Here is a 26,313-nt window from a genome sequence, read left to right on the forward strand (position 1 = left end):
CGGCCGCCACCGGTCAGCCTCCGAGAGTCGCGCGGATGTGCCTACAGCACGGCGGGAAGTGACGCGAGCCCTCGGACGAGGCGGGAGTGGCGCCACTGCAGTTCCTCGGCGGGTACGGCCAGCCGCATGCCAGGGAAGCGCTCCAGCAGGACCCGCAGCGTGGTCTCGACCTCGGCGTGGGCGAGCGGTGCGCCGAGGCAGCGGTGGATGCCGTGGCCGAAGGCGAGGTGCTGGGCGGCGTCGGGGCGTTGGAGGACGAGCCGGTCCGGGTCGGTGAACCTGCGGGGATCGCGGTTGGCGGCGCCGGGGCACACGAACACGGGAGTGCCGGCCGCCACTTCGGTGTCGCCCAGTCGTACCGCGTCGGGGGCGTGGCGCCACGTGGCCACGCTCACGGGCGAGTCGTAGCGCAGCAACTCGTCCACAGCGGTGGGGATCCGGTGCGGGCCGGCTCGGAGGTGTTCCAGGTCGTCCGGGTGCCGGAGCAGAGCGAGGACGGCGTTGCCGATCGCAGCCGTCGTCGTCTCGTGGCCGGCGACCAGGAGCAGGAGGCCCAGGGAGACCAGCTCCTCCTCGCTGAGGTGGTCGCCGTCGGCGTCGCGCACGGCGATCAGCTGGGAGAGGAGAGCGGTGTCCGGGGAGCCGCGCTTGGCGGTGATCAGCCGGGTCATGTAGTCGGCGAGGGCATGGGAGGCCTCGTCGATCCTCGCGTGGTCACCGGTGGCGAACAGGTCGGTGGACCAGCTGCGGATCCGGTCCCGGTCGACGGGCGGGACCCCGAGGAGCTGGCAGATCACGGTGACCGGGAGCGGGCCGGCGAGATCCGCGATCAGATCGACCTCGGCGCCGGGCTCCCACGGTCCTACCAACTGCTCGGCGAGCGCTCGGATGTAGGGCCGGAGGCCGTCCACGGTCCCGGGCGTGAACGCCCGGACGACCAGACGGCGCAGCCGGGTGTGTGCGGGCGGATCGGTGTGAAGCATCGTGCGGGCGACCGCGGGGTGGAGCGAGCGTCCGGACGGGTGGTCGGCGAAGTACGCCGAAGCGTCCTTGGACAGGCCTGCGGTGAGGGCTTCTCGCGCCTGTTCGTAGCCGGTGATGACGACCGCCGTCCCCATGCTGCCGTCCATGGGGACGGGCAGGACGGGGGAGCGCTCGCGCAGCGCGGCGTAGGTCGGGTAGCGGTCCCGGTAGAACGTCGGGTCGGAGAAGGGGGAGGCCATGTTGTCTTCCTGGGCCGCTTCGAGCGCCGGGAACCGGGTCTCGGAGGCGCGGTGGACGAAGTCGTTGCTCGCGTACGGTTGGGAGACCAAGCGTAGCCAGAGTGCCCCGGCACGCAGGTCTCCCTCGCGCGCCGAGGCTCCGACAACCTGGGGGCGGGATCGTCCCGCCCCAGCACGGGCGCACCACCTACCGCCTCAGCCCGCCCGGCCCGAGGAGGCCGGGCCGGGCGGGCTCCCGGCGTCAGTGCGACCAGTAGCGTCAGTGCGACCAGTAGGGGTCGTCGACCGTCGCGCAGGTGGCGGCGTAGGCCTGCCCTCCCGGGCCGAACCTGTCGATCCACTCGCGATCGCCGATGTCGGTGACATCGAACACGGAAGCCCACACCTCGGCACAGCCCTCCACTCCCGCGACGAACCGGAGGCTGAACCCTGAGCCCTTCACCTCCACTGAGCCCTTGTTGCGCTCGACCGAGTAGCCCTTCCCGGTCCAGAGTGCCTGGACGACGTCGAGCGGCTCCTGATTCCGCGTAGGGGTGATCCGGACTCGGGCCGCCTGGCGGGCGGACATCTCCGCCCGGCCCGTCCTCTTGCACCCGGACGTCCCGCAGAGTCCGGTCAGTTCGGGATCGCTGCTGTACTTCGGCGCGGCCCACTGGAGCCCCGGGTGGAAGGCCCCGGCGATATCGGCGAGCTCGGCCTCGATCCGGTGCTGTGCCTGGTCGACCGGCACGGTGGGTTTCTCCGGCTCCGGCCAGGCGTACCAGCCGACCAGGAGCGCCAGCAGCACCCCCGGCACGGCCGTGCGTCGTACCGCGGCCTTCACCTCGGGTCCTCCCTGGTGATCGTGTTCCCGTGACCGCTCACGATCTTCCCGATGTTGGGGAGCGAGTCGCCGCCCTTGTGGTCCTTCCCGAAGTAGTTGTCGTGGGAGTCGGTCACGGTCCCGTCCGCCACCGAGAAGCGCTGCCCGCCGAAGCTCTCGCTGGCCGGGTCCGTGCCGTGCCACGATCCGTCGGGATTCGTGAACGCCTCGACCGCGGCCCAACCGGGGATGAGCATCCCAGGGGACGGCGCGTCCGCGACGGGGTCGTACTTGGCCGTGCCGACGTACACGTGATCCGCACCGATCCCGAGCTGCGTTGCCTTGTCCACCCCGACGCCCGGGCTGCCGACCAGGACGATGTCGTCGACGGGCAGGCCGCCGGGGTGCTGGGTCGCTTTCCCGACCACCAGGGAGCCGTAGCTGTGCCCCTGCGCGGTCATGTGCGCCGGGGCGCCCTCGTGGGTGGCCCGGAGTCCGGTGAGGAACTTGTTGTACGCGGCCCCGCCCTCCTCCGCCCGGTCCTGCATGAGCACCGAGGGGCCGTCCAACTGCGGCGCGTCGTACCCCAGCCAGAACACGGACGCGATGCTCGGCGTCTCGCTGTTGGCCCGCGCGCTGCTCTCCGCGGACTCGTAGATGCGCTTCGCCGTCATGGCGTCGCCGTTTCCGGCGCCGGCCAGGTTGCTGTTCAGCCCGGGCACCATCGAGGAGACGTTCCGGGCCTTGTCCGGGTCGCCCCAGGACAGGATCGCGCGGCCCTGCCCCTGATCGCCGATCCCCAGCAGCAGCAGTGGCGGCTCGGAGCCCGGCCCGCCACCACCTTCGAACTTGCCGTCGAGCCGCTTCTGAATGGACTGGAAGCCGGTGAGCTTCTCCTGCAGGGCGTCGTGCTTGCGCTTCCACACCGTGTAGTCGGGGTTCTCCACCGGCGCGCCGTTCATGTCGGCGACGCTCAGGTACCTCGTCGGCTCGGGGCCGAGGTTGGCGAGTTGGGTCTCGCGGTCCTTGATCAGGTTCCTCAGGTTGACCCGGTTGGCCTGGTCGCGGACGGCCGCGGGGACGCCGTCGAGGTTGCCGATCTGGTCGGGGTGCTCGTGGAGGAACTTCTGCTGCTCGGTGTCGGTGAGGCCGTCCCACCACTTCTTGACGCCGGCCGGCTCGGTGCCTGCGGGCGGTATCTGCTCCCTCCCGCTCTGGGCGGCCAGGTCCTGGGCCACGGTGGCGGCGTCCAGGCCGGTGCCGTTGCCGGCGTTGGTCGCGAAGTGGTTCAGCCGCGCGCTGATCTCCTGGTCCGCGTGGGCGGCCTCGTTGAGCGCGGCGGTGATGCGGTTGCTGATCGCGATGGCCGTCGTCTCGGCGCCGGCGCCCGCGTAGTTCGCGGACGTGGGCTCCTTGTCCCAGGTGATGGTGCCCTCGGGAGTGACGTTGAGCTTGGCGGCCTTGGCGTCGTCGAGGGCGTAGACCAGGTGGGCCTGGGCCAGCGCGAACTGCTCGGCCGCCGTGGCGAGGGCCTTGCCGACGAGATCCAGCTCACTGTGCGCGGACTGGAGTTCGGTGCCCAGGAAGCGGATCCGGGCCTGGGCGTGGTCGGACGCGGTGCCGGTCCAGTGCGAGTTGGTGAGCCGGTCGGCGACCTCGTGCTGCCAGGACTCGATGTGCCGGCCGAACGCCGAGTAGAGCGTGTCGAAGGCGTTCTTCGCGATGGTGATGTTGATGATGTCGGCGTCGTACAGCGTCTTGATGTCCATCGGGCTACTCGGCTGCCTTCGCACTGGAGGGCTTCACGGGGCCCGGGACGACCGTCGTGCCGAACGGGTCCGGCTCGTCCGGGACCGGGGCGGCCGGGTTGCGCATGCTGTTGTGGGCGTTCTGCTCGGCCTGACGGTAGTAGGTGGCCGTGGTGGCGAGCTTGGTGCCGACGTCGCCCATGTCACCGGCGAGCTTGTCCAGCAGCGTCTTCCAGTTCGACCCGCAGTTCTGGATGGCGGTGGCCGTCTGCCAGCCCTTCAGACCACCGGCGGCCTGGTTGCACGGCTCCGCGAGCTTCGACGTCTCGCCCGGTATCAGGCCCCCGATGTGCTGCGCGCTCTGTCCGCAGCCGTCCAGTTCGGCAGGATTGACTTTGAATTGCAAGCCCGCGTCAGTGTCTGCCATGCATGCCCCCCGTGCGGGCGGACCGACGACCGGCCAGCCCGTGTGTTCGAAAACCAACGACGCATGCTAACGGATCCGGTACCGAGGAAGATCGACTGAGGTGGGGGAGCAGTGAGCATCCCACCGGCCTCGCCGCGCCCACAGTAGGGTGCCGCTGCCTCCGGGCCGGCGAAGCCGCCGCGGAGGGCGCCGGTGGTGACGGTGCTGCTGTCGACCAGGGTGCCGTCGATAGCGAAGACGGCAGATCCAGCTGAGCGCCGCACAGTTCGCCGACATCGTCACCCAGGCCGAGACCGGCTCATTCGACCACATCGCCACGCAGCCGGCGGATCGTCCGCTGCCGGCCGCGTGACCCGGCCGGCAGGCGGCCGATCGGGCCGGCTCGGGTCAGGTGAAGGACAGGCGGTCACGGACTGAAGTCCGGCCGCCCGCGTCCGTCGACGGCTCTCGCGTCGATTCCGCCCTTCCAGCGGGCTCTGGCACCCCGGCGAGGAATGGGCCTCCGGCTCCCTCTCGGTGCTGCCGAACTCCCGCCCACCTCCCGAAACGGGGGCGCAGCGCCGCGGTTCGTAGGGGAGCGGTAGGGGTTGTTCGGCCCCGGGGCGGCTCCTAGCGTGGCGCCGGAAATGGTTCCCGATGAGCTGGGGAGCGTCGCGGGCGGCAGGCGGATCGGGCCTGCCGGCGAACGCGGGCTCCGGACACCGTGAGGCCTCCGGCGGGGCGCCCGCTCCTGCGCGGAGCGGCGACCACCCGGGGCCTTCCGGCTGCCCGGACCGCCTTCGCCGCGGCGCTGCCCCGCCACGTCCCGCCGCCCGGTCGGAACAGCCCTGCACGGGGTGAACATCCGCTCGCAGCCGCAAGGCCGTAAAGAGGTCACAGTAACGATGGCGAATGAAGAGACACTCCGCGGCTACCTCAAGCGGGTGACGGCCGATCTGGCCCAGACGCGGCTGCGCCTGCGGGAGGCCGAGGCCAGGGACCAGGAACCGATCGCCATCGTCGGGATGAGCTGCCGCTACCCCGGCGGCGTCCGCTCGCCCGAGGACCTGTGGCAGCTGGTGGCGTCGGGCGGCGACGCGATGTCCGGCTTCCCGGCCGACCGCGGCTGGGACCTGGAGAACCTCTACCACCCGGACCCGGACCACCCGGGCACCTGCTACACCCGCGAGGGCGGGTTCATCCACGACCTCGCCCGGTTCGACCCCGCCGTGTTCGGCATCTCGCCGCGCGAAGCGCTGGCGATGGACCCGCAGCAGCGGCTGCTGCTGGAGACCTCCTGGGAGGCCTTCGAACGGGCCGGCATCGACCCGCTGTCGCTGCACGGCACCCGGACGGGTGTCTTCGCCGGGACCAGCGGGCAGGACTACCTGACCGTCCTGCTCGGCTCCACCGACGACGTCGAGGGCTACCTCGGCACCGGGATCGCGGCCTCCGTGGTCTCCGGCCGGATCGCGTACAGCCTGGGCCTGGAGGGCCCGGCGGTCACCGTCGACACCGCGTGCTCCTCGTCCCTGGTCGCGCTGCACCTGGCCGTGCAGGCGCTGCGCAACGGCGAGTGCGGGCTCGCCCTGGCCGGCGGGGTGACCGTGATGAACTCCCCCGGCACCTTCGTGGACTTCAGCCGCCAGCGGGGCCTGGCCGCCGACGGCCGGTGCAAGTCCTTCGCGGAAGCGGCCGACGGCACCGGCTGGGCCGAGGGCGCCGGCATGGTGCTGGTGGAGCGCCTGTCGGACGCCCGCCGCAACGGCCACCCGGTGCTGGCGATCGTCCGCGGCTCCGCCGTCAACCAGGACGGCGCGTCCAACGGCCTCACCGCACCCAACGGCCCCTCCCAGCAGCGCGTCATCCTCCAGGCGCTGGCCAGCGCGCGGCTGACGCCCGACCAGGTGGACGCGGTCGAGGCGCACGGCACCGGCACGACCCTCGGCGACCCGATCGAGGCGCAGGCGATCATCGACGCGTACGGCCGGGACCGGCCCGAGGGCCGCCCGCTCTACCTCGGCTCGCTGAAGTCCAACATCGGTCACAGCCAGGCCGCGGCCGGCATCGGCGGCGTCATCAAGTCGGTCATGGCGATCCGGCACGGGCTGCTGCCGCAGACCCTGCACGTGGACCGGCCGACCGGCAACGTCGACTGGTCGGCCGGGACGGTGGAACTGCTCACCGAGGCCCGCGACTGGCCGGAGACCGGCGCGCCGCGCCGCGTCGGCATCTCCTCGTTCGGGTTCAGCGGCACCAACGCCCACACCATCATCGAGCAGGCGCCGCCGGAGACCGAGCAGGCGCCGGACGGGCCCGACACGGCGCCCGGCGTGCTGCCCTGGCTGCTCTCCGGCAAGGGTGAGGCGGCGCTGCAGGCCCAGGCCGCGCGGCTGCGGGAGCGGCTGACGGCCGCGCCCGACCTGCGTCCGCTGGACGTGGCGTACACCCTGGCGACCGGCCGCGCCGCGCTGGAGCAGCGCGCGGTGCTGGTCGCGGACGGCCGCGAGGAGCTCCTGGCCGCGCTGGACGTCCTTGCGGCGGAAGGGAGTTCGGGCGACCTGGTGTTCGGCTCGCCGGTCGAGGGCCGGACGGCGTTCCTGTTCGCGGGGCAGGGGAGTCAGCGGGTCGGGATGGGCGAGGAGCTGTATGCCTCCTACCCGGTGTTCGCGGCTGCGTTCGACGCGGTGTGCGCTGAGCTGGACCCGCTGTTGGACCGTCCGCTGCGCGGGGCGATCGCGGATGCGGGGTTGATCGACGAGACGGGGTACACCCAGCCGGCGCTGTTCGCGCTGGAGGTGGCGCTGTTCCGGCTTGTCGAATCCTGGGGTGTGCGGCCGGACTTCCTGGCCGGTCACTCGATCGGTGAGTTGGCCGCGGCGCATGTGGCGGGCGTGTTCTCGCTGGCGGACGCGTGCCGGCTGGTGGCGGCCCGTGGCCGGTTGATGCAGGCGCTGCCGCGCGGCGGCGCGATGGTGGCGGTGCGGGCCTCCGAGGCCGAGGTGCTGCCGCTGCTCACCGACGGCGTCGGCCTCGCCGCGGTCAACGGGCCCACGTCCGTGGTGCTGTCGGGCGCCGAGGATGCCGTCCGGGCCGTCACGGAGCAGCTGACGGGTCGCAAGTCCACCCGCCTGACGGTCAGTCACGCCTTCCATTCGCCGCTGATGGACGGCATGCTGGCGGACTTCCGAACGGTCGCCGACCAGGTCGCCTACGAGGCCCCACAGATTCCGCTCGTCTCCACCCTCACCGGGGCGCTCGCCGCCGAGGAGTTGACCGACCCCGCGTACTGGGTGCGCCACGTCCGGGAGGCCGTCCGCTTCGCCGACGCGATCAGCGCCCTGGAGGCCGAAGGCGTCCGGACGTTCCTGGAGATCGGCCCCGGCGGCACACTGACCGCCCTCGGCGATGAGAACGCCCGGCACCGCGACTCCGCCTTCGCCGCGGCTCTGCGCGCCGACCGGCCCGAGGCACGCGCACTGACCACCGCGCTCGCCCGGCTCCAGGTGCGCGGGGCCCGGCCCGACTGGCAGGCGTACTTCGCCGACACTGGCGCACGCCGGGTCGACCTGCCGACCTACGCCTTCCAGCAGCGCCGGTTCTGGCCCACCGCAGGGGCGTGGGACGAGGGCGCCGCCGCCGGGGCGACGGCCGGCTCACCGGCCGACGAACAGTTCTGGGCGGCCGTCGAGCGCGGCGACCTGGAAGCGCTCACCACGACCCTGGCCGTCGCCGGGGACCAGCCGCTCCATGCCGTCCTGCCCGCACTGACCGCCTGGCGCCGCAGCAGCCGGCTGCGCTCGACCGTCGACGACTGGCGCTACCGGATCGCCTGGCGGCCTGTCCCGGACACGCCGACCGGGCGGCTCACCGGCACCTGGCTGCTCGTCACCCCGGCCGAGGCTGCTGCGGACACCGACGCGTGGAGCTCCGCGGCCGCCGAGGCCCTCACCCGGCGCGGCGTGCGCGTGCGGCACCTCGCCGTCGACCCCGCGGCCACCGACCGGGCCGCCGTCGCCGACCTTCTGCGCGCCGAACTCGCCTCTGAGGGACAAGAGTTCACCGGCGCGCTCTCGCTCCTCCCGCTGGCCTCGGGAACGCACCCGGAGCACCCGTCCGCGCCGCTCGCACTGACCGGGACGCTCGCCCTGGTCCAGGCGCTCGGCGACGCCGGCATCGAGGCCCCGCTCTGGTGCGCCACCCGGGGCGCGGTCACCACCGGTGGCGCGGACCGGCTGGAGAACGCCGTCCAGGCCCAGGTCTGGGGCCTCGGCCGGGTCGTCGTCCAGGAGTACCCGGACCGCTGGGGCGGCCTGATCGACCTGCCGCCCACCCCGGACGAGCGGGCCCAGGACCGGCTCGCCGCCGTGCTCGCCGGCCTCGGCGCCGAGGACCACCTGGCGATCCGCCCCGCCGGGATCCTGGCCCGCCGCCTGGTCCGCGCCCCGCGCACCGACGCCCCGGCCGAAGGCTGGTCGCCGCGCGGAACCGCCCTGGTCACCGGCGGCACCGGCGCGCTCGGCGCCCACGTCGCCCGCTGGCTGGCCGGCCGCGGCGCCGAGCACCTGGTGCTGACGAGCCGCCGCGGCCGCGACGCCGCCGGCGTGACCGAGCTGGAGGCCGAACTCACCGCCCTGGGCGCTCGGGTGACCGTCGCCGCCTGCGACGTCACCGACCGCGCCGCGCTCGCCGGCCTGCTGGCCGACATCCCCGACCAGTACCCGCTGACCACCGTCGTCCACGCGGCCGGCGTGCTGGACGACGGCGTGCTGGACGCCCTCACCCCGCAGCGACTCGCCGGGGTGCTCGGCCCCAAGGTCGACGCCGCCGTCAACCTGCACGAACTCACCCGGGAGCTCGACCTCTCGGCGTTCGTCATGTTCTCCTCCTTCGCCGGCACCTTCGGTGGGCCCGGCCAGGGCAACTACGCGGCCGCCAACGCCTTCCTGGACGCCCTCGCCGAGCAGCGCCGCGCCGCCGGCCTGCCCGCCACCGCGATGGCCTGGGGCGCCTGGGCGGAGGGCGGCATGGCGGTCGACGACACCGTCAAGGACCGGCTGCGCCGCGGCGGCGTCCCGGCGCTCGACCCGGCCACCGCTATCGCCGCCATGCAGCACGCCCTCGACCTCGACGAGACCTTCTCCCTCGTGGTCGACGTGCTCTGGGACCGCTTCGCACCCCAGTTCACCGGCATCCGCGCCAGCACGCTCTTCGACGAGCTGCCCGAGGCACTGCAGGCCATGGCCGCCGCCGACAGCGAGTACGGCGAGCAGTCCGGCGGCGCCACCTTCCAGCAGCGGCTGGCCGCGGCGGCGGAGAGCGAACGGCCGCGCATGGCGCTGGACTTCGTCCGCACCCAGGTCGCCGCCGTGCTCGGCCACGCCGGACCGCAGGACGTCGAACCCGCCAGGGCCTTCCGAGAGTTGGGATTCGACTCGCTGACCGCCGTCGAGCTGCGCAACGTGCTGGTCGCGCTCACCGGCCTGAGGCTGCCCGCCACCCTCGTCTTCGACCACCCCAACGCGACGGCCCTCGCCGACCTGCTCCGCGCCGAACTGCTCGGCGCTGCGGCCCCCGCGGCCGGGCAACCCGAGCGCACCGGGAGCGCCGCCGCGGACGACGAGCCGATCGCGATCGTCGGCATGAGCTGCCGGTTCGGCGGCGGCGTGGACTCGCCCGAGGCGCTGTGGCGGCTGCTCGCCGACGGCTCCGACGCGCTGGTGCCCTTCCCCGGCGACCGCGGCTGGGACCTCGACGCCGTCTATCACCCCGACCCGGACCACCCGGACACCAGCTACGTTCGCGAGGGCGGCTTCCTCGCCGACGCCGGCGCGTTCGACCCCGGCTTCTTCGGCATCTCGCCGCGCGAAGCGCTGGCGATGGACCCGCAGCAGCGGCTGCTGCTGGAGACCGCCTGGGAGGCGATCGAACGGGCCGGCATCGACCCGACCACCCTGCGCGGCAGCCGCACCGGAGTCTTCGCGGGCACCAACGGCCAGGACTACCTGCCGCTCGTGGTCAGCGCCCCGGACGGCTCCGAGGGATTCCTCGGCACCGGCAACGCGGCCAGTGTGCTCTCCGGCCGGATCGCGTACACCCTCGGCCTGGAGGGTCCGGCGGTCACCGTCGACACCGCCTGCTCCTCCTCGCTGGTCGCCCTGCACTGGGCCGTCCAGGCGCTGCGCTCGGGCGAGTGCGAACTGGCGCTCGCCGGCGGCGTCACTGTGATGTCCACGCCCGGCAACTTCATCGACTTCAGCCGCCAGCGCGGCCTGGCCGCGGACGGGCGCTGCAAGGCCTTCGCCGCGGGCGCGGACGGCACCGGCTGGGGCGAGGGCGTCGGCCTGCTGCTGGTCGAGCGGCTCTCCGACGCGCAGCGCAACGGGCACCAGGTGCTGGCCCTGGTCCGCGGCTCCGCCGTCAACCAGGACGGCGCGTCCAACGGTCTGACCGCCCCGAACGGGCCCTCCCAGCAGCGGGTGATCCGCCAGGCACTCGCCGCGGCGGGCCTGTCGGGCCATGAGGTCGACGCGGTCGAGGCGCACGGCACCGGCACCGCGCTCGGCGACCCGATCGAGGCCCAGGCACTGCTCGCCACGTACGGCCAGGACCGGCCGGCCGAACAGCCGCTCTGGCTCGGCTCGGTGAAGTCCAACCTCGGCCACACCCAGGCCGCCGCCGGCGTGGCCGGCATCATCAAGATGGTCATGGCGATGCGGCACGGCGTCCTGCCTCGGACCCTGCACGTGGACGAGCCGTCGCCGAACGTCGACTGGGCGTCCGGCGCCGTCGAACTGCTCACCGAGGCCCGTCCCTGGCCCGAGAGCGGACGGCCCCGCCGGGCCGGCGTCTCCTCCTTCGGCGTCAGCGGCACCAATGCGCACACCGTCCTGGAACAGGCCCCGGCGCCCGAGCCCGAACCCGAGCCCGAACCCGCGGCTGGGGACGCTGCGCCGACGGCCGTGCTCTGGCCGCTCTCGGCCCGCAGCGCCGAGGCGCTGCGCGGCCAGGCGGCCCGGCTGTCGGCGCTGCTCGCCGAGCGACCCGCCCTGGACCCGGCCGACCTCGGCCACTCCCTGGCCACCACCCGCGCCGCCTTCGAACACCGGGCCCTGATCACCGGAGCGGACCCGTCCGCCCGGCAGGCCGCGCTCACCGCCCTCGCCGAGGGCGCCGAGGCGCCCGGCCTGGTCCGCGGCACCGCGGCGCTCGGCCGGACCGCCTTCCTGTTCACCGGCCAGGGCAGTCAGCGGGCCGGAATGGGTGCGGAACTCCACGCGTCCCACCCGGTGTTCGCGCACGCCTTCGACGAGGTCTGCGCGGAGCTCGATCCGCTGCTGGACCGCCCGCTGCGCGAGGCGATCGCAGACCCCGAGTCGATCAACGAGACGGCGTGCGCCCAGCCGGCGCTGTTCGCCGTCGAGGTGGCCCTGTTCCGCCTGCTGGAGGCCTGGGGACTGCACCCAGACGTGCTCGCCGGCCACTCGGTCGGCGAGATCGCCGCCGCACACGTGGCCGGCGTGTTCTCGCTGTCGGACGCGGCGCAACTGGTGGCGGCCCGTGGCCGGCTGATGCAGGCGCTGCCGCGCGGCGGCGCGATGGTGGCCGTCGAGGCGTCCGAGGCGGAGGTGCTGCCGCTGCTGACCCGGGGAGTCGGCATCGCCGCGGTCAACGGGCCCGCGTCCGTGGTGCTTTCCGGCACCGAGGACGCCGTCCGAGCCGTCATGGAGCAGCTGACGGGCCGCAAGTCCAAGCGGCTGACGGTCAGTCACGCCTTCCACTCGCCGCTGATGGACGGCATGCTGGCGGAATTCCGCACGGTCGCCGCCCAGCTGCGGTACGGGACGCCCCGCATCCCGATCGTCTCCACGCTCACCGGAGCCCCCGCGTCCGCCGAACTCACCGACCCCGAGTACTGGGTGCGCCACGTCCGGGAAGCCGTCCGCTTCGCCGACGCCGTCCGGGCGCTCGACACCCAGGGCGTCGGCACCTACCTGGAGCTCGGCCCCGATGCCGTCCTCAGCGCCCTCGCGCAGGAGAGCGCCACCGGACCGGCCGCCTTCCTGCCCACGCTGCGCCACGGCCGACCGGAACAGCAGACGCTCACCGCCGCGCTCGCCGAGGCGTACGTGCGCGGAGCGAACCCGAACTGGCCCGCGGTCCTCGCCGGGCAGCGAGCCCGCCGGGTCGACCTGCCCACCTACGCCTTCCAGCGCGAGCGCTACTGGCCGAACGTCCCGCCGGCGGACGCGGGCGACGTCACCCTGGCGGGTCTCGGCGCCACCGGCCATCCGCTCCTCGGCGCCGCCGCCGAACTCCCGGACTCCGGCGGGCTGGTGTTCACCGGGCGGCTCGCCCTGAGCACCCACCCCTGGCTGGCCGACCACACCGTGATGGGTTCGGTGCTGCTGCCCGGGACCGCCTTCGTCGAACTCGCCCTGCGGGCCGGCGACCAGGTCGGCTGCGACCTGCTGGAGGAACTCACCCTCGCCGCACCGCTGGTGCTGCCCCCGCAGGGCGGTGTCCAGCTGCGGCTCACCCTCGGCGCACCCGCCCCCGACGGCCGCCGCGATTTCAGCCTGCACTCCCGCCGCGAGGACCTCCCCGCCGAGGAGCCGTGGACCCGACACGCTACCGGGGTGCTCGCCACGGCCGGCACCCCCGCGCCCGCCCCCGCGCCCGGCCCCTGGCCGCCCGAGGGCGCCGTCGCGGCCGACCTGGCGGGCCGCTACGAGGCCATGGTCGCGGTGGGCTTCGACTACGGCCCGGCCTTCCAGGGCCTGCACCGTGCCTGGCGGCACGAGGGCGAGGTGTACGCCGAACTGCGCCTGCCGCAGCAGGCCGAGGCCGACGCCGCCCGCTTCGGACTGCACCCCGCGCTGCTGGACTCCGCGCTGCACACCCTCGGCCTGACCGTAGCCGACGGCGCCGACTGGCAGGCCGGCCTGCCGTTCTCCTGGACGGGCGTGCGGCTGCACGCCGCCGGGGCCGCCGCCCTCCGCGCCCGGGTCACCCCGCACGGCACGGACGGCGTCACCCTGCGCCTGGACGACGAGGACGGCCGGCCCGTCGCCACGATCGACGCGCTGGTCCTGCGGCCGGTGACCGCCGAGCAGGTGAACGCCGCGCAGACCCTCCACCACGAGTCGCTGTTCCGCCCGGAGTGGGTCGCGCTGCCCCTCGGCGAGCCCGCGGCCGCCGGGGGCGAGCGCTGGGCCGTGCTCGGCGGCGACGCCCCGGCCGGCCTCGGCCTCCCCGTGGAGCACCACCCCGATCTGGCCGCGCTCGCCGCGGCGGGCCCCGTCCCCGACGTGGTGCTCGCCCCCTGCCTGCCGCCCGCCGACCCGGCCCCGGCGGCGACCGCCGGCGCGCTCCACCGGGTGCTCGCCCTCGTCCAGGGCTGGCTCGCCGACGAGCGGACCGCCGACGGCCACCTGGTGGTGCTCACCCGCGGCGCCGTCGCCACCGCCGAGGACCCGGACGTCTTCGACCCGGCGCACGCCGCCGCCTGGGGACTCGTCCGCTCCGCGCAGACCGAGAACCCCGGACGGATCAGCCTGGTCGACCTCGACGGCGACCCGGCCTCCGCCCGCGTCCTCCCCGCCGCCCTCGACGCCGGGGAACCGCAGCTCGCCGTGCGCAGCGGCACCCCGCACGCCCTGCGACTGACCCGGGTCGCCGTTCCCGCGGCCGAGTCCGGGCCGCCCGCCCTCGACCCCGACGGCACCGTCCTGGTCACCGGTGGCACCGGCGCGCTCGGTGCACTGGTGGCCCGCCACCTGGTCACCCGGCACGGGGTCAGGCACCTGCTGCTCACCAGTCGGCGCGGCGCCGACGCCCCCGGCGCGGCCGAGCTGACCGCCGACCTGGCCGCGCTCGGCGCCGAGGCGACCGTCGCTGCCTGCGACACCGGTGACCGGGCGGCGCTCGCCGACCTGCTCACCGCCGTCCCCGCCGCCCACCCGCTGACCGCCGTCATCCACACCGCCGGCGTCACCGACGACGGCGTGATCAGCTCACTCACCCCCGACCGGCTGGACGCCGTCCTGCGCCCGAAGGCCGACGGCGCCCGGCACCTGCACGAGCTGACCGCCCGGCTCGACCTCGCCGCCTTCGTGCTCTTCTCCTCCGCAGCCGGCCTCTTCGGCGGCCCCGGCCAGGGCAACTACGCCGCCGCCAATGCCGCCCTGGACGCCCTCGCCGAGCACCGCCGCGCCCACGGCCTGCCCGCCACCTCGCTGGCCTGGGGCCTGTGGGCGCAGGCCAGCGGCGTCAGCGGCCACCTCACCGAGAACGACCTCGCACGGATGGAACGCTCCGGCCTCGGTCCGCTCTCCGACGACGAGGGCCTGGCCCTGTTCGACGCGGCCCTCGCCGCCCAGCGGGCGCAGGACGGCGGCGCCGTCCTCGTCCCGATGCGGATCAGCACCGCCGTCCTGCGGAGCAGGGCCGCCGACGGGCAGGTCCCGCCGCTGCTGCGCAGCCTGGTCCGCGCCCCGCTGCGCCGAGCCGTCCGCACCGCCGACGGGCCGGCCGCGGCCGGCGCCGCCGGGCAGCTCGCCGACCGGCTCGCCGTACTGAGCCCCGCCGACCAGGAACGCGAGCTGCTCGACCTCGTCCGCGGCCGGGTCGCCGCCGTCCTCGGCTACCCGAACGCCGCCGCCGTCGACGCCGAACGGGCGTTCAAGGAGCTCGGCTTCGACTCGCTGACCGCCGTCGAACTGCGCAACCAGGTCGGCGCGGCGAGCGGCCTGCGGCTCCCCGCCACGCTCGTCTTCGACTACCCCAGCCCCGCCGCGCTCGCCGTCCACCTGCGCGCCGAACTCCTCGGCGACCGCCCCGATCCGGCCGGCCACGCACCCGCCGTGGCCGCCACCGGGCTCGACGACGACCCGATCGTGATCGTCGGGATGGCCTGCCGCTACCCCGGCGACATCGACTCGCCCGAGGCGCTCTGGCAGCTCGTCGCGGGCGGCCGGGACGGCATCTCCGGCTTCCCCACCGACCGCGGTTGGGACCTCGACGCGCTGTACCACCCCGACCCCGACCACCCCGGTACCTCGTACACCCGCGAGGGCGGCTTCCTGCACGACGCCGCCGACTTCGACCCGGCGTTCTTCGGCATCTCGCCGCGCGAGGCGCTCGCCATGGACCCGCAGCAGCGGCTGCTGCTGGAGACCGCCTGGGAGGTCTTCGAGCGGGCGGGCATCGACCCGGCCACCGTGCGCGGCAGCCGGACCGGCGTCTTCGCCGGCGTGATGTACCACGACTACGGCACCCGGCTGCGCGCCGCCCCCGACGAGGTCGAGGGCTACCTCGGCACCGGCAGTTCCAGCAGCGTCGTCTCCGGCCGCGTCGCCTACACCTTCGGTCTGGAGGGCCCGGCGGTCACCGTCGACACGGCGTGCTCCTCCTCGCTGGTCGCCCTGCACCTGGCCGTCCAGGCGCTGCGCAGCGGCGAGTGCACGATGGCACTGGCCGGCGGTGTCACGGTGATGTTCACCCCCGGCACGTTCGTGGAGTTCAGCCGCCAGCGCGGCCTCGCCGAGGACGGCCGCTGCAAGTCCTTCGCCGCGGCGGCGGACGGCACCGGCTGGGGCGAGGGCGCGGGCATGCTGCTCGTCGAGCGCCTCTCGGACGCCCGCCGCAACGGCCATCCGGTGCTGGCGGTCGTCCGCGGCTCGGCGATCAACCAGGACGGCGCCTCGAACGGCCTCACCGCCCCCAACGGCCCCTCCCAGCAGCGGGTCATCCGGCAGGCCCTCGCCGACGCCCGGCTCACCCCCGACGAGGTGGACGCGGTGGAGGCGCACGGCACCGGCACCACCCTCGGCGACCCGATCGAGGCCCAGGCCCTGCTCGCCACCTACGGACAGGACCACACCGACGACCGGCCGCTGTGGCTCGGCTCGGTGAAGTCCAACCTCGGCCACACCCAGGCCGCCTCCGGCGTGGCCGGTGTGATCAAGATGGTGATGGCGATGCGCCACGGCGTGCTGCCGCGGACGCTGCACGTGGACGCGCCCTCGCCGCACGTGGACTGGGCGGCGGGCGCGGTCGCGCTGCTCACCGACTCCGTGCCGTGGCCGGAGACCGGCCGCCCGCGCCGCGCCGCCGTCTCCTCCTTCGGCATCAGCGGCACCAACGCCCACACCGTCCTGGAGCAGGCCCCGGAGACCTCGTCTGCCGCGGCCGCCGATGGGCAGCCGCCCGTCCCGGCGCAGCCACCCGTCCTCGCCTGGCCGCTCTCCGCCAAGGGGGAGACCGCCCTGCGTGGCCAGGCTGCCCGCCTGCTGGCGCACCTGACCGGCCACCCCGAGCCGTCCCCGGAGGAGGTCGGCCACGCACTGGCGACCACCCGCGCCACCCTGGAGCAGCGGGCCGTCCTGGTCGCCGCCGGGCACGACGACCTCCTGGCGGCCCTGGCCGCCCTGGCCGAGGGCGCCGAGGCACCCGGTCTGGTCCGCGGCGCGGCCGCGCCCGGCCGCACCGCCTTCCTGTTCACCGGCCAGGGCAGCCAGCGGGCCGGCATGGGCGAGGAACTGTTCGCGGCCTTCCCGGTGTTCGCCGAGGCCTTCGACGCCGTCTGCAGGGAGCTGGACCGCCACCTGGAGCGTCCGCTGCGCGAGGCGATCGCGGACGCCGAGCTGATCGACGAGACGGCGTACACCCAACCCGCCCTGTTCGCCCTGGAGGTGGCGCTCTACCGGTTGGCGGAGGCCTTCGGCATCCGGCCCGACCTGCTCGCCGGTCACTCGATCGGCGAGCTGGCGGCCGCGCACGTCGCCGGGGTGTTCTCGCTCGCCGACGCGGCGCGGCTGGTCGCGGCGCGCGGCCGGCTGATGCAGGCGCTGCCGCGCGGCGGCGCGATGGTCGCCGTCGAAGCGGCGGAGGGCGAGGTGCTGCCGCTGCTGACCGACGGTGTCGGCATCGCCGCGGTCAACGGCCCGACGTCCGTGGTGATCTCGGGTGCCGAGACCGCCGTGGTCGAGATCGCCGAGAAGCTCGCCGCCGACGGCCGCCGCACCAAGCGACTGACCGTCAGCCACGCCTTCCACTCTCCGCTGATGGACGGCATGCTCGACGACTTCCGGGCCGTTGCGGAGCAGGTGGCGTACGAGGCGCCGCGGATCCCGATCGCCTCCGCCCTGACCGGCTCGCTCGTTTCGACCGAGCTGACCGACCCCGAGTACTGGGTGCGGCACGTCCGCGAGGCCGTCCGCTTCCACGACGCCGTCCGGACCCTGGAGACCGAAGGCGCCACCCGCTACCTGGAGCTCGGCCCCGACGGCGTCCTCAGCGCCCTCGGCCAGGACTGCGTCACCGGCACCGGCCCCGCCTTCCTGCCTGCCCTGCGCCGGGGCCGGCCCGAGCCCCGAGCCCTGGCCACCGCCCTCGCCGGACTCCACGTCCGGGGCGCCGACGTCGACTGGTCGGCGCTCCTCGTCGGCCCCGGGAGTGCCCGCCGGATCGACCTGCCCACCTACGCCTTCCAGCGGGAGCGCTACTGGCTCGACGCCGGCCTGTCCGCCGGGGACATGGCCTCCGCCGGACTCGACCTGGCTGGTCACCCGCTGCTCGGCGCGGCCGTCCAACTCCCCGACACCGGAGCGCTGGTGTTCACCGGCCGGGTCGCGCGCTCGACCCAGCCCTGGCTGGCCGACCACACCGTGCACGGCTCGACCGTGCTGCCCGGCACCGCCCTCGTCGAACTCGCGCTCCGCGCCGGCCGCCAGGTCGGCTGCGAGCTCCTCGACGAACTGACCCTCGCCGCACCGCTGGTGCTCCCCGAACGCGGCGGAGTCCAGGTGCGCCTGACCGTTGCCGCCGCCGAGCCGGACGGCCGCCGTGCCCTGGCGCTGTACTCCCGGGTGGAGGACGTCCCCGCCGACGAGCCGTGGATCCGCCACGCCACCGGCCTGCTGGCCGACGGTGCCCCGGCCGACGGCCTCGACCTCACCGCCTGGCCCCCGGCCGGTGCCGAACCGGTCGACACCGACGGCCTGTACGCGGCGACCGCCGCGGCCGGTCTGGACTACGGGCCGGCCTTCCGCGGCCTGCGCCGCGCCTGGCGGCTGGACGGCGAACTCTTCGCCGAGATCGCCCCCGAACCGACCGGCCGCGCACTGGAGACCGCCGCATTCGGGCTGCACCCCGCGCTGATGGACGCCGCCCTGCACGGCATCGGCCTCGGCGGCCTGGTGCCGGCCGCCGACCTCGACCCGGGCCGCCCCCGGCTGCCGTTCTCCTGGACGGGCGTACGGCTGCACGCCCCGGGCGCGGCCGCGCTGCGGGTGCGGCTCGCCCCGGCCGGCCAGGACGCGGTCGCCCTGGACCTGGCCGACGAGCACGGCCACCCGGTCGCCACCGTCGACACCCTGGTGCTGCGCGCGGCCTCCGCCGAGCAACTGCACGCCGCCCGGGACGCCTTCCACGACTCGCTCTTCCGCATCGAGTGGACCGCGCTGCCCGGCGCACCCGCAGCCGTCGCCGACACGGCGCCGGACGGGCAGCCGTGGGCGGTGCTCGGCACCGCCGACGGCCTGGTCGGGCCGGACGGGCAGGACCTGCCCGGATACCCCGGACTCGCCGTCCTGACCGCGGCCGTGGCCGCCGGAGCGCCCGCACCGGCGACCGTGCTCGTCCCCGCCTTCCCGGCCCGCCCCGACGGCACACGGACCACTGACACGCAGGCCACCGACGCCCCCGCCTCCGACACCCCGGAGGCGGCCCGCGCGGCCGCCCTCCGCGCGCTCCGCCTCGCCCAGCAGTGGGCGACCGACCAGGGCCCGGCCGACGCGCGGTTGGTGCTCCTCACCCGGGGTGCGGTCGCCGTCGGCGACGAGGAGGGCCTTGCCGACCCGGCACACGCACCGGCATGGGGACTGCTGCGCTCCGCCCAGAGCGAGAACCCCGGCCGGATCGTCCTGGTCGACCTGGACGAGGACGCCGACTCGGTCCGCGCTCTCCCGGCCGCCCTGGCCTCCGGCGAGCCGCAGCTCGCCGTCCGGCGCGGCACGGTGCAGGTGCCCCGACTGGCCCGCGTCCCCGTCGCCGCCGAGCCGGTCAGCGCCGAGCCGGTCACCACGAAGCCGGTCACCACGAAGCCGGTCACCACGGAGCCGGTCACCACGGAGTCGGTCGCGGCCGACCACGGACAGGACCACCGCGGCACAGCGGCCTTCGCCCCGGACGGCACCGTTCTGGTCACCGGTGGCACGGGAGCGCTGGGTGCGCTGGTCGCCCGCCACCTGGTCACCCGGCACGGGGTCAGGCACCTGCTGCTCACCAGCCGGCGCGGCGCCGACGCCCCCGGGGCTGCGGACCTGGTCGCCGACCTGGCCGCGCTCGGTGCCGAGGCGACCGTCACGGCCTGCGACACCGGCGACCGGGCGGCGCTCGCCGACCTGCTCGCGGCAGTCCCCGCCGCCCACCCGCTGACCGGCGTCGTGCACACCGCCGGCGTCCTGGACGACGGCGTGGTGACCGCCCTGACGCCGGAGCGGCTGGAGTCGGTGCTGCGCCCCAAGATCGACGCGGCGTGGCACCTGCACGAGCTGACCGCCGGGCTCGATCTCGCGGCCTTCGTCCTCTTCTCCTCCTCCGCCGGTGTGCTGGGCGGCCCCGGGCAGGCCAACTACGCCGCAGGCAATGCGTTCCTGGACGCCCTCGCCCGGCACCGCAGGAACCGGGGGCTGCCGGCCGTCTCGCTCGCCTGGGGCCTGTGGGCCCCGGACGGGGACTCCGCCGGCCCGTCCGGCGGCATGTCCGGCAGCCTGGACGAGGCAGACGTGGCCCGGATGACCCGGGCCGGCTTCGCCCCGCTGCCCACAGCCGAGGCGCTGGACCTGCTCGACCGGGCGCTCGCGCTGCCGGACGCCCACCTCGTCCCGATGCGGTTCGACCCCGCCGCCGTCCGCGCCCAGGGCGACCCCGGGGCGGTGCCGCACCTGCTGCGCGGCCTGGTCCGACCGCCGGCCCGCCGCCCGGCCGGCGGTCCACGGACGGCCGCCGACGGCCGGGCCGGACAGCCGGTGCCCAGCACCCTGGCCGACCAGGTCCGCGGACTGCCGGACGGCGACCGCGACCGCATCCTGCTGGACGCGGTACGCGCCCAGGTCGCCGGGGTACTCGGCTACGGCAGTGCGAGCGCCATCGAACCGGCCCGCGGGTTCGTGGAGCTGGGCTTCGACTCGCTGACCGCCGTGGACCTGCGCAACCGGCTCGGGGCGGCCGCCGGCCTGCGCCTGCCGGTCACGCTGATCTTCGATCACCCCACGCCGGCCGCCCTCGCCGCCTACCTCCGCGAGGAGACCCGCGAGCAGGAGGCCGCGGTGGGCCCGGCGCTGCCGATCGGTGCGGAACTCGACCGCCTGGAGTCGATCCTCGCTTCGCTCACCCCGGGCGACGAGGAGCACCGCAGCGTGGCCACCCGGCTGCGCACCCTGCTGGCGATGTGGACCGAGACCCGGACCGCGGCCACCGGTGAGCCGACCCGCGCCGAGGACACCGCACTCGACGGGGCCACCGCCGACGAGCTGTTCAGCCTGCTCGACGAGGAGCTCGGCCTGAAGTGACGCCGCGTCCGCCGGGAGCCCGCGCGGGCTCCCGGCGGACACCGCCCCGCCGCCACCTCCGGCCGGCGCACCGAAGGTAGGGGTCGGCCCCGGCGACCTAGGGGTCGGGTAGTGGCGCGCACGGGTACTGACGGAATTTCGGCCGACCTAGGCTCGGTCCGCAGCGACCCGCGTGCAGGCCTGCGCCCCGTCGAGCGGCGCGACACTCCGCGCCCCGCACCGTCGCGACGCCCGCCCTGCCATGCCACCGAGGAGACGCGTGAACGACAAGTCCGAGATCCCGGAGTTCCGCCTGGAGGTCGACCGGTCCGCGGCTCCCGCCCGCGAGCCCGGGCCGATCGACCTGCGCCGCTACTACGCTCACCCCGCCTACTCGGGGCTCGCCACCTTCATGGGCGTCCCGTACTGCCTGAACCAGGAGGACCTGCGGGCCGGCGACGTCGACGTCGCCGTGCTGGGCATTCCGCTGGACTCCTCGGTCGGCCACCGCGGCGCCGCGTACGGGCCGCGCATGATCCGCGCCGACGAGCGCTACATCTTCAACACGCCCGAAGCGATGATCAACGCGAGCACCCGGATCAACCCGTTCGACGTGCTCAAGGTCGTGGACTACGGCGACGCGGCCGTGGACGCGTTCAGCACCCCGAACTCCATCGGCCCGATCCGCTCCCTGGTGCGCGAGATCGCCGAGGTCGGCGCCGTCCCGGTCCTGCTGGGGGGCGACCACTCGCTGCTCTGGCCGAGCGTCGGAGCCCTCGCGGACGTGTACGGCCCGGAGAAGATCGGCGTCATCCACTTCGACGCCCACCCGGACTGCCACGACAGCCAGCTCGGCCACCGCGCCACCCACAGCACCCCGATCCGCCGCATCATCGAGGACGAGGGGGTGCCGGCCGGCAACGTCGTCCAGGTCGGCGTGCGCACCGTCACCGGCCCCGACAACCAGCTCTTCAACTGGATGCGGCGGCAGGGCATGAAGACCCACTTCATGGCCGAGATCGAGCGGATCGGCTTCCACGCCGTGCTCGACAAGGCCATCGCCGAGGTCCAGGAGAACGCGGAGTTCGTCTACCTCTCCCTCGACATCGACGTCCTCGACCCCGTCTACGCACCCGGTACCGGCACCCCCGAGCCCGGCGGCCTGACGAACCGCGAGATCTTCCCGGCCTTCCGCCGGATCTGTCACGAGACCAAGGTCATCGGCATGGACGTGGTCGAGGTCGCCCCGCACCTGGACCCCGGCTACTCCACCACCATGAACGCCCGCCGGGCCATCTTCGAGGGCCTCACCGGCCTCGCCATGAACCGCCTGAAGATCGCCGGACCGAACTACCTCAACCCGATCGTCTCCGGTCAGGTGAAATTCCCGATGGGCTGATTCGCGGCCGGTCCGGCGGAATTGCCGCGGATATCCCCGCACCCGGCTAGGGGGAGGTTAGGGGATGCCTCCCGCGGAACGCCGCTGCTAGCGTGGCGGCGAACAGGAAATGACCGTGGCCCTGCCGGAGAATTCCACCGGCCGGGCGACTCGAAATCCGGCGGACCGGTGCGCGGAAACCGGAACCGGAAACGCCGGGGCAGATTCCCTCCCGGGTCGGTGCGGAGTTTCGGGCGCACGTTTTCATCGCGAATCATCGGCGGCCGTGCCCAGGGCCCTCCGGACGTGCTCGGACGTTCCGGAAGCGGCCGGCACGGCCCCCACGACCGGGTTCAAGGGTGTGACAGCACGTGGAGAACGAAGAGAAGCTCCTCGACTACCTCAAGCGGGCGACCGCCGACCTGCGCGAGACGCGCCGGCGGCTCCGCGAGCTGGAGGACCAGGAGCCGGAGCCGATCGCCATCGTCGGCATGGCCTGCCGCTACCCGGGCGGAGTGACCTCGCCCGAGGAGCTGTGGCGGCTGGTCTCCGACGGCGCCGACGGCGTCTCGGAGTTCCCCGACGACCGCGGCTGGGACGTCTCCGCCCTGTACGACGAGGACCCCGACAGCCCCGGCACCTCGTACACCCGCGAGGGCGGCTTCCTGCATGACGCCGCCGATTTCGACCCGGCGTTCTTCGGTATCTCGCCGCGCGAGGCGCTCGCCATGGACCCGCAGCAGCGCCTGCTGCTGGAGACCTCCTGGGAGGCGTTCGAGCGGGCCGGCATCGACCCGGAGTCCGTCCGCGGCAGCGCCACCGGCGTCTTCGCCGGCGTGATGTACCACGACTACGCCTCCCGCCTGGTCACCGTGCCCGAGGAGGTCGCCGGCTACCTCGGCAACGGGAACTCCGGCAGCGTCGCCTCCGGCCGCGTTGCGTACGCGCTCGGCCTGGAGGGCCCGGCGGTCACCGTCGACACCGCGTGCTCGTCCTCGCTGGTCGCCCTGCACTGGGCGGTGCAGGCGCTGCGCGCAGGGGAGTGCTCGCTGGCGCTGGCCGGCGGCGTCGCCGTGATGTCCACCCCCAACGCCTTCATCGACTTCAGCCGCCAGCGGGGCCTGGCCGCCGACGGTCGCTGCAAGTCCTTCGCGGCCGCCGCCGACGGCACCGGCTGGGGCGAGGGCGTCGGCATGCTGCTCGTCGAACGGCTCTCGGACGCCGTCGCCAACGGCCACCCCGTGCTGGCCGTCGTGCGCGGCACCGCCGTCAACCAGGACGGCGCCAGCAGCGGACTCACCGCCCCCAACGGCCCCTCGCAGCAGCGGGTCATCCGGCAGGCCCTCTCCGCCGCCCGGCTGACCGCCCATCAGATCGATGCCGTGGAGGCGCACGGCACCGGCACCCGCCTCGGCGACCCCATCGAGGCGCAGGCCCTGATCGCCACCTACGGCCAGGACCGGCCCGCGGACCGCCCGCTCTGGCTGGGCTCGCTCAAGTCCAACCTCGGCCACACCCAGGCCGCGGCCGGCGTCGGCGGCATCATCAAGATGGTCATGGCGATGCGCCACGGCGTGCTCTCGCGCACCCTGCACGTGGACGAACCCACCCCGCACGTCGACTGGTCGGCCGGCACGGTCCGCCTCCTCACCGAGGAGCGCCCCTGGCCGGAGACCGGCCGACCCCGGCGGGCCGCCGTCTCGTCCTTCGGCGTCAGCGGCACCAACGCCCACGCCATCCTCGAACAGGCCCCCGTTGCCACCGCGGCGGCGGCGCGCCCGGACGGCCGGCCCCGCCCGGTGCCGCTCGTGCTCTCCGGCCACGACGACGCGGCCCTCCGCGCCCAGGCCGAGCGCCTGCGGGCCCACCTGGCCGCCGACCCGACGCTCGACCCCGCCGACGTCGGCCTCTCCCTCGCCGTCGGACGCGCGGCGCTCAAGCAGCGGGCGGCGCTGGTCGGTGATGACCGGGCGCGGTTGCTGGCCGGTCTGGAGGCGCTGGCCGCGGGCGGCTCGGCAGGGGTTCGTGGGGTTGCGGGGACGGGTGGTCGCACGGCGTTCCTGTTCGCGGGGCAGGGCAGTCAGCGGGTCGGGATGGGTGGGGAGCTGTATGCCTCCTACCCGGTGTTCGCGGCTGCGTTCGATGCGGTGTGCGTGGAGTTGGATCCGCTGTTGGGGCGTCCGCTGCGTGAGGCGGTCGCGGATGCGGAGCTGATCAGTGAGACGGGGTTCACGCAGCCGGCGCTGTTCGCGTTGGAGGTGGCGCTGTTCCGGTTGGTCGAGTCGTGGGGTGTGCGGCCGGACTTCCTGGCGGGGCATTCGATCGGTGAGTTGGCTGCGGCGCACGTGGCGGGTGTGTTCTCGCTGGCGGATGCGTGCCGGCTGGTGGTGGCGCGTGGCCGGTTGATGCAGGCGCTGCCGCGCGGCGGCGCGATGGTGGCGGTGCGGGCCTCCGAGGCCGAGGTGCTGCCGCTGCTGACGGCCGAGGTGGGCATCGCCGCCGTCAACGGGCCGGCGTCCGTGGTGATCTCTGGCACCGAACAGGCCGTTCTGGATGTCGCGGAGAAGCTGGCGGCCGACGGCTGCCGGACCAGGCGGCTCACCGTCAGTCATGCGTTCCATTCGCCGCTGATGGACGGCATGCTGGCGGAGTTCCGCGCGGTGGCTGCCGAGTTGGCGTTCGCGGAGCCGCGGATTCCGATCGTGTCGACGCTGAGCGGTTCGCTCGTGTCGGCTGAGTTGACCGACCCCGAGTACTGGGTGCGGCATGTTCGCGAGGCCGTCCGCTTCGCCGACGCGGTGCACGTGCTGGAGGGCGAAGGCGTTCGGACGTTCCTGGAGCTGGGCCCGGACGGCACGCTCAGCGCCATGGCGCAGCACTGCCTCGCCGAGGACAGCGACGCCGTCCTCACCCCCGCCCTGCGCCGCGACCGCCCCGAGCCGGAGAGCATCACCACCGCGCTCGGCCAACTCCACGTGCTCGGTGCGAAGGTCGACTGGCAGGCCGTCTTCGCGGGCACGGGTGCCCGCCGGGTGGACCTGCCGACCTACGCCTTCCAACGTGAGCGCTACTGGCTGGACAGCGGAGCCGATCACGCCGGGGACGTCACCGCGGCCGGCCTCGGTGCGGTCGCACACCCGCTGTTCGGCGCGGCCGTGTCGGTGCCCGAACTGGACGGGCGGCTCTTCATCGGCCGGCTGTCCGTACGGACGCACCCCTGGCTCGGCGACCACGCCGTCGCGGGCCGGGTGGTGCTCCCGGGCACGGCTCTGGTCGACCTCGCCATCGCGGCCGGCGACCAGGTGGCATGCAGCCGACTGGAGGAGCTCACCGCGGAAGCGCCCCTGGCGCTCCCCGTGACAGGTGCCCTCCAGCTGTGTCTGACGGTGGGGGCCCCCGATGAGCAGGGCCGCAGGCCGCTGAGCCTGCACGCGCGGCCGCAGGACGACGGTGTCGACGACACCTGGCCCGACCTGCCGTGGACCCGCCACGCCACCGGCATCCTGGCGCCCGCTGCGCCCCCGGCCTCCTTCGACCTCGCGCAGTGGCCGCCGGCCGGCGCGGAGCACGTCCCGGTCGACGGCCTGTACGAGGGGCTGGCGGCCGCCGGTCTCGAGTACGGCCCGGTGTTCCAAGGCCTGCGGTCGGCCTGGCGGCGGGACGGCGAGGTCTTCGCCGAGATCGCCCTGCCGGCGGAGGCGCAGGCGGACGCCGGGTCCTTCGGCGTGCACCCCGCTCTCCTGGACGCCGCCCTGCATGCCATCGGACTTGGTGGACTGCTGCCCGACACCGGACAGGGCCGCCTCCCGTTCGCGTGGTCGGACGTGTCGCTGTACGCGTCCGGCGCGGCCGAGCTTCGCGTTCGCGTGGCCGTGGTCGGCCCCGACGCGGTGTCGCTGGCGATCGCCGATGCCACCGGCCGGCCGGTCGCCCTGGTCGAGTCGCTGGTCCTCCGTCCCTTCGCCGCGGAGAAGCTCGCGGCCCCGGGCGGCCATGAGTCGCTCTTCCGCCGGGACTGGATACCGGCGGCGCTGCCGGCCGACGTGCCGGCTGAGGCGATCGGAGTGCTCGGCGACGACGGCCTGGGCCTTCCGGGCGCGGTGTGCTTCGCGGACCTGGCCTCGGTGGCCGGGAGCGGCGCGGTCCCGGACACACTGGTGTATCCCGTTCGCGCCATCCGTGGCGACGACCCGGTCGCCG

The 26,313-nt window shown here is 74.7% G+C and carries 7 protein-coding genes; 3 read left to right on the forward strand and 4 right to left on the reverse strand.

Going from position 1 to position 26,313, the window contains the following annotated elements; all coding sequences use genetic code 11:
- Positions 1 to 41: 41 nt before the first annotated feature.
- The 4 genes from ACZ51D_RS22635 to ACZ51D_RS22650 all read right to left on the reverse strand — a co-directional run bounded on the left by ACZ51D_RS22635 (position 42) and on the right by ACZ51D_RS22650 (position 4,179).
- Positions 42 to 1,223, reverse strand: a complete 1,182-nt coding sequence (locus ACZ51D_RS22635) for a cytochrome P450 family protein (protein ID WP_465663383.1) — start codon at positions 1,221 to 1,223, stop codon at positions 42 to 44.
- Between the two features lie 259 nt (positions 1,224 to 1,482).
- Entirely contained in the window at positions 1,483 to 2,046 is a 564-nt protein-coding gene (locus ACZ51D_RS22640; protein ID WP_465621399.1) for a hypothetical protein, read from the reverse strand.
- A complete protein-coding gene (locus ACZ51D_RS22645; protein WP_465663375.1) occupies positions 2,043 to 3,794 on the reverse strand; it encodes an alpha/beta hydrolase in 1,752 nt (583 codons plus the stop codon). The genes ACZ51D_RS22640 and ACZ51D_RS22645 overlap by 4 nt, the downstream gene beginning before the upstream one ends.
- Positions 3,795 to 3,798: 4 nt before the next feature.
- Positions 3,799 to 4,179 (reverse strand): WXG100 family type VII secretion target, encoded by a 381-nt coding sequence (locus ACZ51D_RS22650; RefSeq protein WP_465663376.1) that lies wholly within the window; start codon positions 4,177 to 4,179, stop codon positions 3,799 to 3,801.
- Positions 4,180 to 5,084: 905 nt separating this feature from the next.
- Between ACZ51D_RS22650 and ACZ51D_RS22655 the strand changes: the two genes are divergently transcribed.
- The 3 genes from ACZ51D_RS22655 to ACZ51D_RS22665 all read left to right on the forward strand — a co-directional run.
- Positions 5,085 to 20,756: a type I polyketide synthase gene (locus ACZ51D_RS22655; protein ID WP_465663377.1), complete on the forward strand. Its 15,672-nt coding sequence runs from the start codon at positions 5,085 to 5,087 to the stop codon at positions 20,754 to 20,756.
- A gap of 259 nt (positions 20,757 to 21,015) precedes the next feature.
- Entirely contained in the window at positions 21,016 to 22,134 is a 1,119-nt protein-coding gene (locus ACZ51D_RS22660) for an agmatinase family protein (protein ID WP_465621403.1), read from the forward strand.
- A gap of 350 nt (positions 22,135 to 22,484) precedes the next feature.
- Positions 22,485 to 26,313, forward strand: a 3,829-nt coding sequence (locus ACZ51D_RS22665; RefSeq protein ID WP_465663378.1) for a type I polyketide synthase, incomplete at its 3' end; no start/stop codon positions are given.

This window comes from Kitasatospora sp. NPDC033851, assembly GCF_055576085.1.